At 54.5% G+C, this 13,122-nt stretch carries 14 protein-coding genes; 12 read left to right on the forward strand and 2 right to left on the reverse strand.

The window, feature by feature from the left end:
* Positions 1 to 8: 8 nt before the first annotated feature.
* From argE to ACXIZX_RS21575, 6 genes are all read left to right on the forward strand, one after another.
* Positions 9 to 1,154 carry an acetylornithine deacetylase gene (gene argE, locus ACXIZX_RS21550; protein WP_479404976.1) on the forward strand — a complete coding sequence of 382 codons (1,146 nt, stop codon included), beginning with the start codon at positions 9 to 11 and terminating at the stop codon, positions 1,152 to 1,154.
* 40 nt (positions 1,155 to 1,194) lie between these two features.
* A complete protein-coding gene (locus ACXIZX_RS21555) occupies positions 1,195 to 2,343 on the forward strand; it encodes an ABC transporter ATP-binding protein (RefSeq protein ID WP_479404977.1) in 1,149 nt (382 codons plus the stop codon).
* Between the two features lie 6 nt (positions 2,344 to 2,349).
* The gene (locus ACXIZX_RS21560) at positions 2,350 to 3,360 is read left to right on the forward strand and encodes an NAD(P)H-quinone oxidoreductase (protein WP_479404978.1); all 1,011 of its coding nucleotides are present in this window, start codon (positions 2,350 to 2,352) and stop codon (positions 3,358 to 3,360) included.
* Positions 3,357 to 3,968, forward strand: coding sequence for a glutathione S-transferase (locus ACXIZX_RS21565; RefSeq protein WP_479404979.1), 612 nt, complete (start codon positions 3,357 to 3,359; stop codon positions 3,966 to 3,968). Before ACXIZX_RS21560 ends, ACXIZX_RS21565 begins: the two co-directional genes overlap by 4 nt.
* 157 nt (positions 3,969 to 4,125) lie before the next feature.
* A complete protein-coding gene (locus ACXIZX_RS21570; RefSeq protein WP_061719240.1) occupies positions 4,126 to 4,575 on the forward strand; it encodes a type II 3-dehydroquinate dehydratase in 450 nt (149 codons plus the stop codon).
* Complete coding sequence (locus ACXIZX_RS21575; RefSeq protein ID WP_479404980.1) at positions 4,572 to 5,501, forward strand: 2-hydroxyacid dehydrogenase; 930 nt, start codon at positions 4,572 to 4,574, stop codon at positions 5,499 to 5,501. Before ACXIZX_RS21570 ends, ACXIZX_RS21575 begins: the two co-directional genes overlap by 4 nt.
* A 30-nt stretch (positions 5,502 to 5,531) precedes the next feature.
* Here the strand turns inward: ACXIZX_RS21575 and ACXIZX_RS21580 are convergent, their stop codons facing one another.
* A complete protein-coding gene (locus tag ACXIZX_RS21580) occupies positions 5,532 to 6,494 on the reverse strand; it encodes a LysR family transcriptional regulator (protein ID WP_479404981.1) in 963 nt (320 codons plus the stop codon).
* 79 nt (positions 6,495 to 6,573) lie between these two features.
* Between ACXIZX_RS21580 and ACXIZX_RS21585 the strand changes: the two genes are divergently transcribed.
* The 6 genes from ACXIZX_RS21585 (at position 6,574) to ACXIZX_RS21610 (ending at position 11,294) form a co-directional block, all read left to right on the forward strand.
* The gene (locus ACXIZX_RS21585) at positions 6,574 to 6,873 is read left to right on the forward strand and encodes a hypothetical protein (RefSeq protein ID WP_479404982.1); all 300 of its coding nucleotides are present in this window, start codon (positions 6,574 to 6,576) and stop codon (positions 6,871 to 6,873) included.
* Positions 6,863 to 7,894 carry a polyamine ABC transporter substrate-binding protein gene (locus ACXIZX_RS21590; RefSeq protein ID WP_008106832.1) on the forward strand — a complete coding sequence of 344 codons (1,032 nt, stop codon included), beginning with the start codon at positions 6,863 to 6,865 and terminating at the stop codon, positions 7,892 to 7,894. The genes ACXIZX_RS21585 and ACXIZX_RS21590 overlap by 11 nt, the downstream gene beginning before the upstream one ends.
* 63 nt (positions 7,895 to 7,957) lie before the next feature.
* Positions 7,958 to 8,812 carry an ABC transporter permease gene (locus tag ACXIZX_RS21595; RefSeq protein ID WP_061719243.1) on the forward strand — a complete coding sequence of 285 codons (855 nt, stop codon included), beginning with the start codon at positions 7,958 to 7,960 and terminating at the stop codon, positions 8,810 to 8,812.
* 1 nt (position 8,813) lies between these two features.
* Complete coding sequence (locus tag ACXIZX_RS21600; protein ID WP_479404983.1) at positions 8,814 to 9,632, forward strand: ABC transporter permease; 819 nt, start codon at positions 8,814 to 8,816, stop codon at positions 9,630 to 9,632.
* A gap of 126 nt (positions 9,633 to 9,758) precedes the next feature.
* Positions 9,759 to 11,009 carry a flavin-containing monooxygenase gene (locus ACXIZX_RS21605; protein ID WP_479404984.1) on the forward strand — a complete coding sequence of 417 codons (1,251 nt, stop codon included), beginning with the start codon at positions 9,759 to 9,761 and terminating at the stop codon, positions 11,007 to 11,009.
* Between the two features lie 60 nt (positions 11,010 to 11,069).
* The gene (locus ACXIZX_RS21610) at positions 11,070 to 11,294 is read left to right on the forward strand and encodes a hypothetical protein (protein WP_479404985.1); all 225 of its coding nucleotides are present in this window, start codon (positions 11,070 to 11,072) and stop codon (positions 11,292 to 11,294) included.
* Positions 11,295 to 11,411: 117 nt separating this feature from the next.
* Here the strand turns inward: ACXIZX_RS21610 and mqo are convergent, their stop codons facing one another.
* Entirely contained in the window at positions 11,412 to 13,058 is a 1,647-nt protein-coding gene (mqo, locus tag ACXIZX_RS21615; RefSeq protein WP_154191187.1) for a malate dehydrogenase (quinone), read from the reverse strand.
* Positions 13,059 to 13,122 lie beyond the last annotated feature (64 nt).

Genomic DNA, 13,122 nt, shown 5'->3' on the forward strand with positions numbered 1-13,122 from the left:
GAGTTTCCATGTTTACCAGCCGACAACTGCTTGAAAAGCTAGTGGCGTTTGACACCACCAGCCGTGAATCCAACCTGGCAATGATCGATTTCGTCTGGCGCTACCTGAGTGATTTAGGTGTGAGCTGTGAGCTAATCCACAACGCGGAACGCAGTAAAGCCAATTTGTATGCCCGTCTTGGGCCCGCTGGCGATGGCGGTGTGATGCTCTCCGGCCATAGCGATGTAGTGCCGGTGGATGGGCAAAACTGGAGCGTGCCACCGTTTGCTCTCACCGAACGTGACGGCAAGTTATACGGGCGCGGCACCGCCGATATGAAAGGCTACATCGCCTGCATGCTGGCGGCAGTGCCCCATTTTCTGGCGCAACCGCTGACACAGCCGCTGCATCTGGCGATCTCCTACGACGAAGAAGTCGGCTGCCTTGGCGTGCGCACCTTGCTGGATGCGCTGTCGCAGCGCCCGGAAAAACCGGCTATCTGCCTGATTGGTGAACCTACCGAATTGCAACCGGTGCTGGGTCATAAGGGCAAATTGGGCATGCGCTGTGAAGTGAAGGGTGCGGCTTGCCATTCGGCCTATGCGCCGCAGGGCGTTAATGCCATCGAATATGCCGCGAGATTGATTCAGCAGTTAACGGCGATTGGCGAGCGGATGGCACAACATCAGGATGCTCGTTTTGATCCGCCGTTTACCACCGTACAAACCGGCATCATCAGCGGCGGCCGCGCATTGAACATTGTGCCCGCCGAATGCGCCTTTGATTTTGAAGTGCGTACCTTGCCGCAGGATGATGCGCACGCCATCGCCGCTGAGCTGGATGCGTTCGCCCAAGCAGAACTGTTGCCGCGCATGCAGGCCATCGCAGCGGACAGCGCGATCCGTTTTTATCCGATTAGCGGCTATCCAGGATTATTGACCGATGCCCAAAGTGAGGCCGCGCGACTGATCGCCTATTTAACCCAATCCAGCGACTTCAGCACCGTGGCATTTGGCACCGAAGGCGGGCTATTCAATCAAGCCGGTATTTCCAGCGTAATTTGTGGGCCAGGCAGCATGGCGCAAGGACATAAACCGGACGAATTCATCAGCATCGCGCAGTTGGAAGCCTGTGACGCCATGTTGCAGCGCTTAGCCGCATGGATGAGTCAATAATTTCTGTGACATTGTCACGCAAAACAGTTTTGGAGAGTTCATGGTCAGTGCAGAAGTTACCCGATTCCCGCAGCCCGACATGCCGCATCAGGCAGTGAAAGCCAGTAACGTCGCCGTGCAGTTAGATGGCGTGCTGAAAAAATTTGGCGACGCTATCGCGCTGCACAAAATTTCCCTGACCATTGAAGAAGGGGAATTTATTACGCTACTCGGCCCGTCGGGCTGCGGCAAAACCACGCTGCTAAACCTGATGGCCGGTTTTGCCGAGGCTGATGGCGGCGAGATTTTTATCGATGGCGATCTGGTGACCGAGATTCCACCTTACCAGCGTGAAATCGGCATCGTATTCCAAAACTACGCGCTGTTCCCGCACATGACGGTAGAGAAAAACGTCGGTTACGGCCTGCGTATGCGCGGCGTGTCAAAGGCCGAAATCGCCGAGCGCGTTGAGCAAGCATTAGCCTTGGTCAAATTGGCGGGTTACGGCCATCGCAAACCACGTGAACTCTCCGGTGGACAACAGCAGCGTGTGGCGCTAGCGCGTGCGCTGGTGATCCGGCCCAAAGTGTTGCTGCTGGATGAGCCGTTTTCGGCGCTGGATAAAAATCTGCGTTTATCAATGCAGGTCGAACTGAAAGCGATCCAGCGCAAATTGGGCGTCACCACGGTGTTTGTCACCCACGATCAAGGTGAAGCGCTGAGCATGAGCGATCGCGTGGTGGTGATGTCGGCGGGACACGTGCGCCAAATCGGTACGCCGGATGAGATCTATCGCCAGCCGCGCGATCCTTTTGTTGCGGGCTTTGTCGGAGACGTCAATATTCTTCCGGGACGCTATGCCGGGCGCGATCACGCGGCGGTGCTTGAGCTGGGTGGCAACACGCTGCGTCTGCCAGCAGAACGTGTGCAGGCGAGCGTTGGTGAGCGTCTGGATGTGTATGTTCGCCCGGAAAACATTCAGTTGGGGCCGCTGTCTTCGCACTCCTTCCTGAGCGCCACGGTGATCACCCATGTTTTTCAGGGTGATCACGTGGATGTGCATCTTGATGTTCCGGCGCTCGGCAGCGCATCGCTGTTTGCGCGTCAGTCTGGGCTCGATTCCCTGACGCGTTGGCCGGTTGGCAGCGTGGTGGGAATCACCTTTGATGATGAAGGCGTGTGCGCCTTTACCACCGCTAAGCAGGGATAAGATCTGATGTTGCCTGAAATGATGAAAGCGGTAATAGCCAGCCAACCGGGCGGCGCAGAGGTTTTAACGGTTGTGGAACGTGCTGTGCCACAACCTGCGGTGGGTGAAGTGCTGATTCGCGTCGCCAGCGCGGGTGTTAATCGTCCGGATATTATGCAGCGCAACGGCATGCCCATTCCGCCGGGTTGTTCAGATGTGTTAGGTCTGGAAGTAGCAGGAAAAGTGGTGGCGTTAGGTGCAGACGTAATTGGCTTCGCCATCGGCGACGCGGTGATGGCGCTGCTCAACGGTGGTGGCTATGGCGAATATTGCGTGGCGCGCGCTGAGTTGTGTTTGCCGGTGCCCGGTAATCTGCCGTTGGCGCATGCCGCAGGCGTGCCCGAAGCGGCGTTTACCGTATGGCACAACTTGTTTGAGCTGGGGCGCTTAGCACCCGGCGAAACGGTGCTGATTCACGGTGCCGCCAGCGGCGTCGGCACTTTTGCCATCCAATGCGCGCAAGCCTGTGGCGCACGGGTGATTGCCACTGCGGGCGGTATCGACAAAATTGCGGCACTGCAACGGCTTGGCGTCTGGCGCGCCATTGATCGCTATAAAGAGGATTTTGTCGCGGTGATTGCAGCGGAAACCGCAGGTCGGGGCGTGGATGTAGTGCTGGATAACGTCGGCGGAGATTACGTGGCGCGTAATCTTAGCGTGTTAGCGCAGGGCGGACGTCATGTGAGTTTGTCATTTATGCAGGGCGCGAAGATCGAACTCGATCTGCAATTGGTGATGCGTAAAGGATTGAGTTTGACCTCTTCGACGCTGCGTCCCAAAAGCGCTGCTGAAAAGACGCGCCTGGCCGAGTGCATCCGCAAGCATCTGCTGCCGCTCATCGCTGCAGGCAAAATCGTCCCCACGCTGCATCAAGTTTTGCCGTTGTCGCAGGCGGCTGATGCGCATCGCATCCTCGAAGCCAATGCAAACATTGGCAAAGTGCTGCTCAGCGTGGATAAGCCGGGAGCGCTGGCATGATGCAACTGTTTTACGCCACTACGTCCGCCTATGTGCGCAAAGTGATGGTCACCGCACATTGTCTTGGGCTGACGAATGAGATCGCGCTGTTAGATTCGGCGGCGCATCCGATTGAACGTGATGAGCGCATTGCTACCTTTAATCCGTTAGCTAAAGTGCCGGCGCTGCGCACGGGAGATGGTTTATGTCTCTACGACAGCCGCGTGATTTGCGAATATCTCAATGCCCGCGCGCAAGGTGATTTAATCCCGCCGCACGGCGACGCGCGCTGGTTGAGTTTGTCGCGCCAGGCGCTGGGCGATGGTTTGATCGATGCCGCTTTGCTGGCGCGTTATGAATTCAGTGCGCGTCCAGCGGAAAAACAGTGGCAAGGTTGGGCCGATGGACAACTGAAGAAAGTCAGCGCCGCGTTGCGGGAAATTGAACGTCAGGTCGCCAGTTTTAGCACGCAGCCGAATGACCTGGGTTTGATCGCCATTGGGTGCGCGCTGGGTTATCTCGATTTCCGCTTCGAAGTCCTTAACTGGCGTGCAGATCATCCGCAAACCGCCGCCTGGTTTGCCATGTTCGATGCCTATCCAGCGATGGCCAGCACGCGCCCGCATTGATTGCCGTTAATCGTAATTCGGTCACCATAAATGGCGACCCTACGAATAACAGGCACTTTAACCGTAGGGTCGCCATTTATGGTGACCAGAAAATCGCACAGAACATTTGTAGGGTCGCCATTTATGGTGACCACCGCATAGCGACTCAGGAACTCACATGAATCAGCAAATCTATTTCCTTAACGGCCCAAACGCCAACCTGTACGGCATGGACAAAAGCGGCACCTACGGCACAGAAAGCTTTGCCAGCATCGGTGAACGCTGCCAGCGCCGAGCGGACTCGCACAACATCACGCTGCAATTTCGCCAGAGCAATCACGAAGGCGTGTTGGTTGATTGGATTCAGGAAGCGCGTCAGCAGGCCGCTGGATTGATCATCAACGCCGCCGGTTTAACCTACAGTTCGGTGCCGATTCTCGATGCGTTGCTGATGTTTGATGGCCCAATCATCGAAGCGCACATGAGCAACATCTGGAAGCGCGAGCCGTTCCGCCATCATTCAATGGTATCGAAAGCCGCCACCGGCGTGATCGCCGGCTTGGGCGTGATCGGTTACGAACTGGCGATTGATGCAGTGGTCGAGTTGATCAAGGCGAATGCGGCATGAGTATCCTGGTGTTTTACAGCGAGTTCGACAGCTTTGAACAGTGGTCAGCGTTGCTCGCGCCGCATCTGCCAGGCGTGACCATCTGTCGCGCGGAAGAGGTGCAAAACGTCGACCAAGTGCATTTCGCGTTGGTGTGGAAACCGCCGCACGGCTTTTTCGCTGCGTACCGTAACCTGAAACTATTGGTGAATCTGGGGGCGGGCGTTGATTCGCTGGTCGGACGCGATGATTTGCCGGATATCCCGATTGTTCGTTTGTCTGACCCGCATATGGCGCGCATGATGGCCGGCTTCGTGCTGTTTGCCGTGCTGCGTTATGTGCGCGACATTCCGGCGTTTGAGCGGGCACAACGTGAACGGCGCTGGCATTACCTGCATCCACGTTCGCCGGAAACCGTGCGCGTTGGCGTGCTGGGATTGGGTGAACTGGGCGCGCACGCCGCGCAGGAGTTGGCGCGTCAGGGCTTGGATGTGCGTGGCTGGTCGCGATCGCAGAAAACCATCGAAGGCATTACCTGTAGCAGCGGAATAGACGCGCTGGATGATTTTCTCGCCAACAGCGACATTTTGGTGGTGATGCTGCCACTCACGCCGCAAACCCAGGGATTGCTGAGTGCTGAACGACTGGCTCGCTTACCGCACGGCAGCGCGTTTATTAATGTATCGCGCGGGGCGATTGTCGATCAGGTGGCGTTAACGCAGGCATTGCAGCGTGGGGATATTGGTCAAGCCACCCTGGATGTATTCGATCGCGAACCGTTGCCGCCGGAAGATGCATTGTGGTCGATGGATAATGTATTGATTACACCGCATCTGGCTTCGGTCGCCATTCCCGCCAGCGCCGCACCGCAGGTCGCCGATAATATCCAACGCGCCGCGCGCGGCGAACCTGTTTTAAATCAGGTATTCCCGCAGCAGGGTTATTAACTAGCGGTGCCATTATGGCGACCGCCCGCATCACGCCACCCGCACCACTTGCGGATCGAAATAACTCGGTGCCGCCATGCCGGGAATATATTGGTCGGAAATAAACATGCGGCAACGCTCGGCAAACGCGCTCACCACCATGGATTGCTGCACATGCGCCATGGTGGCATAACCCAACTGCATCGCCTTGTTAACGCCCGCCAAACGCACGCGAATCAAGCGTTTACCATCCTGCGACAAGTGCGCTTTGGGTCGGACGTTAGCGATACCAAAGCCGACACCGTTCGCCACCATCGCACGTACCGTTTCCATACTGCTGGATCGCATCACCACATTCGGCGTCACACCGGCTTCGCTGAACAAGCCAAGAAAATATTCGCGACTCCACGGCATATCCAGCAGCACCATCGGCACTTCAGCCAGATCCTGCATCGAAACCGCGGATTGTGTGGCGAACGGATGATGCTCACCCACCATTACATAGGGCGGCAGTTGCGCCAGCGACTGGAAAGTCACATCGCTGGCGGGCACCAAATCATAGGTGAGGGCGATATCGATATCGGCTGAGCGCAGCTGTTTTAACAGCAACTCATGATTGCCTTCCACCAGCGAGATGCGCACGCCGGGAAAGGCGCGGCCAAAGCCAAACACCAATTCCGGCGTCAACATCGGCGCCAGCGTATCGAGGCAACCGACGCGCAGCGGGCCGCGTACGTTGTTCATCGATTCCGATGCAATGGTGTAAAGGTTCGACATCTGTTCGAGGATCAGTTTGGCCTCTTTTAATACCTGGTGGCCGATGGCGGTGAGTGAAACGCCCTGGGCATGGTGTCGCACAAACAGCTGCACGCCAAGCTCAGACTCAATATGGGTGATGGCGGCGGAAATCGACGGAGAGGAGACGTGAATACGCTCCGAGGCGCCAATAATGCTGCCCGCTTCACCGGAAGCGACAAAATATTCCAGCTGACGCTGGGTGATGCGACTGAGCATGCAGGTTCTCCTGAGATCGCTGACACGCTCATGTCGCGTCAGTCATTCTAATAGTGTCGATTTAGCTCAAGCATTTCTCATGCCAAATTCCGACTCACATCATAATCACCTGTCCATGCGCCAGCGCCCATTCGCTTCTGCCTCACCACTGCTTAAGAAAATCCTTGCTAAGCAGGCCGCTTTTTTAGCCTCAGAAATTCTGATGCAACAGCGAGGGAAATGCTGTTTTACCCAATCTCACCGCAACGGCATTATCGCTTCAACACCCGAGAGCCGCCTTCGCACTGTTTTAGTGCATTGCGACGCGATAGACCAGACGGTGGTGCAAAGCAGCTACAACAGCCATTTCATTCATTGGGGACGAGAATATGTTGCGTAAGATTGGTGCCTTAACGTTGTTGACCACGTGTGTATTGAGCGCAGGGAATGCGATGGCCGCAGATAAGCTGATTGTCAGCACCTGGGGCGGCAGCTTTAAAGATCTGATTGATCAAACCATCGCCAAAGAGTTCACCAAAGAGACCGGCGTAGAAGTGCAGTTCGTCACCGGCGGCACCATCGATCGCTTAAACAAAGCCAAGCTGGCGGGCGGCTCGCCGGAAACCGACGTCACCTTTACTACCGCGCATGTCGGTTATCTGTATGCCAATAGCGGCCTGTTTGAAAAGCTCGACATGAGCAAAATCCCTAACGCGGTGAATCTGGTGCAGCAGGCCAAAGTCAGCCCGTATCACCTTGGCGTGTGGGGCTACGTTTACACCATCGGCTATCGTCCAGATTTAGTACCGAAGGGCGAAGAATTCACCAGCTGGAACGATCTGTGGCGTCCGGAGCTGAAAAGCTCGATTGCGCTGCCAGATTGGGATCCGAGCCATATCATCGCGGTCTCCGCCAAACTCTCTGGCACTGATGCAGCGCATTGGGAACAAGGTCAGGCCAAGCTGAAAGCGTTGATCCCGAACATCAAATCCTTCTATACCGATGATGCCAACAGCCAGCAGCTGATCTCCACGGGCGAAACGCCGGTGCAGGTGATGCTGTCGATGAACGCCTACAGCATGATTGCCGAAGGCGTCAACATCAAGCTGGCGATTCCAAAAGAGGGCGCGATTTTGGGTGTTGATACCGTTGGTATCAATAAAGGCACCAAACACGCGGAGCTGGCCTACAAGTTCATGAATATCGCGCTGAAACCGGAAATCCAGCAGGAAGTGGCGAAGATTTATCGCGGCAGCCCAACGGTGACCAATGCGCATATCGATCCGGAACTGGCGAAGCTGCCTGGCATGCTGACTACGCCAGAACAGTGGAATGCCACCATCAACACCGATCCACAACTGCGCGCGGAAAAAACCGCCGAGTGGCGTCAGTGGTTCTCTGAAAACATCATGTCGCATTAATAAATAGGGGCGGCCGTTTGGTCGCCCGGTTCGTCGCACCATTTTATTCAGGCAGCAACGTCTATGACGAGAAAACCGACATTCTTACCATGGTTCATTATCCCCGCTACGTTCACGGCGCTTGGGCTGGTGGTAGCCATGTTTGCCGTGATGCAGTTTAGCGTGCGGGCTTATATTCCCGGCTCGCTCGACGTGGGGGGATTCACGCTGGCGAACTTCAACGGCTTATTTAAAAAAATCTATGCCGATGCGTTTATTAATACCGTGATGCTCAGCGCGAAAACCGCGATTTTTGGCCTGCTGATGAGTTATCCGCTGGCGTATGCGCTGGTGAGAACGCGCACCACCTGGATCAAATCCACCATTCTGATTATCGCCATTACGCCGCTGTTTCTTGGCGAAGTGGTACGCACTTATTCGTGGATCATCGTGCTGGGCAATAGCGGCTTCCTCAATAGCTTGCTGCTAGCGATGGGTCTGATTAACAAGCCGATCCAGTTTATGTTTACCCAAACCGGCGTGGTGGTCGCGCTGGTGCATGTGACCATGCCAATCATGGTGATGATGCTGGCGACTGCGCTGTCGCACATCAATCCCGACTATGAAAAAGCCGCCACCAGCCTGGGCGCAGGGCCGATTCGGACCTTGTTGACGGTGACGATTCCGCTGTCGATTCCCGGTATCGTTTCCAGCCTGACCACCGCGTTTGCCTGGACGTTCAGCGCTTTCGCAACCCCGCAGCTGATTGGCGGTGGACGCGTCAGCACCGTGGCAACCATGGTGTATCAGCTGGGCTTCTCTTCGATGAATTTTCCGTTTGCCGCCGCGCTCAGCATTGCCGGTTTGATTCTGACTATTCTGCTGCTGATGGCGCTGAAACGTATGAGCCGCTTTATCCATGCGATGGGAGAGCACTGATATGACCCGATCCCTCAACGATAAATTGATTACTCTGGCGGGACGCACGCTGGTTATCGCGATTTTGTTGTTCGTCTTGCTGCCAACGATTGTGGTGTTCATCTCCTCGTTCAGCAGCACTTCAGTGTTGTTCTTCCCGCCAAAAGGCTGGTCGCTGCGCTGGTTTGAACGTGCGGTAAATTACGATGACTTCCGTCACGGCTTCTATTCGGGGTTGATTGTGACGGCCTGGGCGTCAACGCTGGCGGTGGTTATCGGCGCCACGCTGGCGATCGCCATTGAACGTTACAGTTTCCCGTGTAAACAGGTGCTGGAAGGCGTGCTGCTATCGCCACTGTTTATTCCACATTTCACCATCGGTCTCGGCTTACTGATGCTGGTCTCTCAGTTGGGCATTGGACGCGGTTATCCGCTGGTGATCTTCTGCCACATCGTGCTGGTGCTGCCGTTTGTGCTACGTAGCGTATATGTGTCGCTGAAAAACCTCGAACAGCGTATTGAACTGGCGGCAGCAAGCCTTGGTGCTTCGCCGCTGCGCGTGGTGTGGACCATTACCGTACCGCTGATTTTGCCGGGCCTGTTTGGCGGTTGGTTATTTGCCGCCATTCTGTCCTTCAACGAATTTACCGCTTCGCTGTTTATTACCACGCAAGCCACTCAGACCTTGCCGGTGGCGATGTACAACTATGTGCGTGAGTTTGCCGACCCAACGCTGGCTGCACTGTCGGTTATTTATATTGCGGTGACGGCGACGATGTTAATTATCGCGAATAAGTTTTTAGGCTTAGGAAAAATATTAAACGTCGAAGCAGGGCATTAATGTATTAGCACCGAATGCTGTGCTTATTTAATGGCGCAGCATTTATTAACCTGAATATCATTCATACGGCACCTGATTACTCTTTTCCATGAAAAGATCGGGGTCGATCATCTTTAGGGATCTCACATGTTAGTAGAAAAAATTAATACCGTGGTGGTCGGGGCGGGTCAGGCAGGTATTGCGATGAGTGAACATCTGTCATTAATGGGCGTGCCACATGTGGTATTCGAGCGTAGCCGTATTGCTGAGCGTTGGCGTTCAGAACGTTGGGATTCATTGGTTGCCAATGGCCCAGCCTGGCACGATCGTTTTCCTTCAATGAAATTCGATAATATTTCCCAGGAAGCGTTTCCACCAAAAGAGCGCATGGCGCAATATTTCGAAGACTACGTGGAAATGCTCGATGCGCCGGTGCGTACCGGCGTGGAAGTGTATTCGGTTGAGCGCCTGCCGGAACGTAGCGGTTTTAAAGTGCTGACATCGGTCGGTGAATTTGAAGCTGACAATGTGGTGGCGGCAACCGGTCCCTTCCAGAAACCCGCTTTCCCGCAGATCGTGCCGGAAAGTGCTGCACTGCATCAAATTCACTCATCGGCCTATAAAAATCCGCAGCAGCTGCCGCAGGGCGGCGTGCTGGTGGTGGGCGCAGGCGCTTCAGGCTCACAAATTGCGGAAGAGCTGCGTAAATCTGGCCGTGAAGTGACACTCTCCATCGGCGAACATTACCGTCCACCACGTTCGTATCGCGACCGCGATTATTGCTGGTGGTTGGGCGCGCTGGGCTTGTGGGATGAAGTCAAAATCAAGCCGAAGAAACAGCACGTTGCTTTTGCCGTGAGTGGGTATGAAGGGGGTAAAACGGTCGATTTTCGCCGACTGGCACACATGGGAATTAGGCTTGTGGGTATCACCAAAAGCTGGGATAACGGCGTGCTAAGCTTTGCCGATGGTTTAGTGGAGAATATTGCCGAGGGCGACAAGGCCTATTTCGACGTGCTGCGTGATGCTGATGCTTATATTGAACGTAATGGCCTGGATTTACCGCCCGAACCGCAAGCATGGGAATTACTGCCAGATCCAGAATGTCTAATTAATCCATTATCAGAATTGGATCTGCAGGCTGCAGGCATCACCAGCATTATTTGGGCCACCGGTTTTAAATTTGATTTCAGCTGGCTGAAAGTGAATGCCTTTGATGACAATGGTGTACCGTTCCATAAGCGCGGTATTTCAGCCGAACGTGGTATTTACTTCCTTGGCTTGCCTAATCTGGTGAATCGTGCATCATCGTTTATTTACGGCGTATGGCACGATGCCAAATATATTGCCGATCATGTGGCATTACAAAACGCCTACACCGATTATAAAAAGTCGTAAAAATATCCGTAGGGTCGCCATTCATGGCGACCTCTTCCAAATATTATTGGAATATCCTCTATGACCATCACCTGCATCGAAGAATTACGCCATTTAGCCCGTAAACGCGTACCAAAAATGTTTTATGACTATGTCGATGCAGGTTCATGGACGGAAAGCAGCTATCGCGATAAAGCCGCCAACTTCAGCGCTTTGGTGGCAAAACGAATATGGGGGCGATTGACGCAGATATTCTTCGTTTGTAAGTCGGTCGCCATAAATGGCGACCCTACAAAAACGCGCTAATCAATTGTAGGGTCGCCATTTATGGTGACCGAAAGACGCTTTACTGACGATTATTGCCCCTACAAAAGACAATAAAAAAGCCGGACATTGTCCGGCTTGGTTCACTTCTGGCGAAGATTACAGCGCCATATCCTGTTTGCCTGATTCCGCACGCGGCTTAGCCTGCGTCGGTGCAACAGCTTGATCATCCATGTTGATAACCGGCGGTTTGGTCAACAGCAGCGTCGCTGCGGTGTTATCCCAAACTTGCTGGGTCAGCGCGGTGTTGCCGTTCAGCTTCTGGCCGAAGCTTGGCACGATAGCGCGGATCTTCTGCTGCCACTCTGGCGAAGCGAACTGCTCTGGGAACAGCTTCTTCATCACGTCGAGTGTGATTGGCGCAGCAGTAGAAGCACCCGGAGATGCGCCCAGCAGGGCAGCCAGGGTTTTCTGCTGATCGGTCACGATTTCGGTACCCAGTTTCAGCAAGCCACCTTTTTCGGCATCTTTCTTGATGATCTGTACGCGTTGACCAGCCTGAATCAGTTTCCAGTCTTCTTTACGCGCGTTCGGATAGTACTCTTTCAGCGCAGCAAAGCGGTCGTCGTCATTCAGCATCACCTGACCAATCAGGTATTTCACCAGATCGAAGTTGTCGATGCCCACATGCGTCATCGGCATGATGTTGCTGGTGGTGGTCGCGCTCAGCAGGTCAAACAGCGAACCATTTTTCAGGTACTTGGTAGAGAAGGTCGCGAACGGTCCAAACAGCACCACTTTCTTACCGTCAAGGGTACGTGAATCGATGTGTGGAACCGACATCGGTGGCGCACCCACAGAAGCCTGACCGTACACTTTTTCCAGGTGACGGTTAGCGATTTCAGGGTTCTCGGTCATCAGGAACGAACCGCCGACCGGGAAGCCGCCGTAGTTGTCTGCTTCCGGAATGCCGGTTTTCTGCAGCAGCTTAATCGCGCCGCCGCCAGCACCGATGAACACGTATTTCGCATCAACCGAACGCTTATCGCCGCTCTTCACATCTTTGATGGTGACGTGCCAGGAATTGTCGCCGTTACGTTTGAAATCAGTGACTTCAGATGAGGTTTCCAGCTTGAAGTTCTGATCTTTTTTCAGGCTACCGATCAACTGACGGGTAATTTCACCGTAGTTAACATCGGTGCCAACGGGTGTCCAGGTTGCCGCGACTTTCTGGTTCGGGTCACGACCTTCCATCACCAGCGGTGCCCATTGCTGGATCTGCTGATGATCGGTGGAGAACTTCATGCCCTGGAACAGGGTGGTTTTCTGCAGCGCATCGTAACGCTTGGTCAGGTACTCGACGTTTTTGTCGCCCCAAACGAAGCTCATGTGCGGCGTAGAGTTAATGAAGGAGTGCGGATCGTGCAACACACCGCGCTGCACTTGCGACGTCCAGAACTGACGCGAAATCATGAAGGATTCGTTGATTTCCAGCGCTTTGCTAACGTCGATTGAACCGTCTGCACGCTCAGGCGTGTAGTTCAGCTCCATGTTAGCAGAGTGACCAGTACCGGCGTTGTTCCAGCCATTGGACGATTCCAGCGCGACGCCGTCCAGCTTCTCAACCATCAGCTGTTTCCAGCCCGGTTGCAGCTCTTGCAGCCAGGTGCCGAGCGAGGCGCTCATGATGCCGCCGCCAATCAGCAGAACGTCAGTTTTTTCTGGTGCGTCTTCAGCGCGTACCGCTGAAGAGACAAGCAGCGCTGCCAGCGATAGGGCAGACACGATCTTTTTGGTGTGAGTCATTCCAGTCCTACTTATTATGCAATGCAGGTGAACGTTAAAAATTCGGTTTGCACATTAAGAGATT

This window comes from Candidatus Pantoea symbiotica (assembly GCF_056491525.1).

What these genes read in the sequence shown, in the direction of transcription:
- argE (WP_479404976.1), top strand. Translation starts at nt 9, where the DNA reads ATGTTTACCAGCCGACAACTGCTTGAAAAGCTAGTGGCGTTTGACACC.
- ACXIZX_RS21580 (WP_479404981.1), bottom strand. Translation starts at nt 6,494, where the DNA reads ATGCTCAGTCGCATCACCCAGCGTCAGCTGGAATATTTTGTCGCTTCC.
- ACXIZX_RS21585 (WP_479404982.1), top strand. Translation starts at nt 6,574, where the DNA reads ATGCCAAATTCCGACTCACATCATAATCACCTGTCCATGCGCCAGCGC.
- ACXIZX_RS21575 (WP_479404980.1), top strand. Translation starts at nt 4,572, where the DNA reads ATGAGTATCCTGGTGTTTTACAGCGAGTTCGACAGCTTTGAACAGTGG.
- ACXIZX_RS21600 (WP_479404983.1), top strand. Translation starts at nt 8,814, where the DNA reads ATGACCCGATCCCTCAACGATAAATTGATTACTCTGGCGGGACGCACG.
- ACXIZX_RS21565 (WP_479404979.1), top strand. Translation starts at nt 3,357, where the DNA reads ATGATGCAACTGTTTTACGCCACTACGTCCGCCTATGTGCGCAAAGTG.
- ACXIZX_RS21555 (WP_479404977.1), top strand. Translation starts at nt 1,195, where the DNA reads ATGGTCAGTGCAGAAGTTACCCGATTCCCGCAGCCCGACATGCCGCAT.
- ACXIZX_RS21590 (WP_008106832.1), top strand. Translation starts at nt 6,863, where the DNA reads ATGTTGCGTAAGATTGGTGCCTTAACGTTGTTGACCACGTGTGTATTG.
- ACXIZX_RS21610 (WP_479404985.1), top strand. Translation starts at nt 11,070, where the DNA reads ATGACCATCACCTGCATCGAAGAATTACGCCATTTAGCCCGTAAACGC.
- mqo (WP_154191187.1), bottom strand. Translation starts at nt 13,058, where the DNA reads ATGACTCACACCAAAAAGATCGTGTCTGCCCTATCGCTGGCAGCGCTG.
- ACXIZX_RS21605 (WP_479404984.1), top strand. Translation starts at nt 9,759, where the DNA reads ATGTTAGTAGAAAAAATTAATACCGTGGTGGTCGGGGCGGGTCAGGCA.
- ACXIZX_RS21595 (WP_061719243.1), top strand. Translation starts at nt 7,958, where the DNA reads ATGACGAGAAAACCGACATTCTTACCATGGTTCATTATCCCCGCTACG.
- ACXIZX_RS21570 (WP_061719240.1), top strand. Translation starts at nt 4,126, where the DNA reads ATGAATCAGCAAATCTATTTCCTTAACGGCCCAAACGCCAACCTGTAC.
- ACXIZX_RS21560 (WP_479404978.1), top strand. Translation starts at nt 2,350, where the DNA reads ATGTTGCCTGAAATGATGAAAGCGGTAATAGCCAGCCAACCGGGCGGC.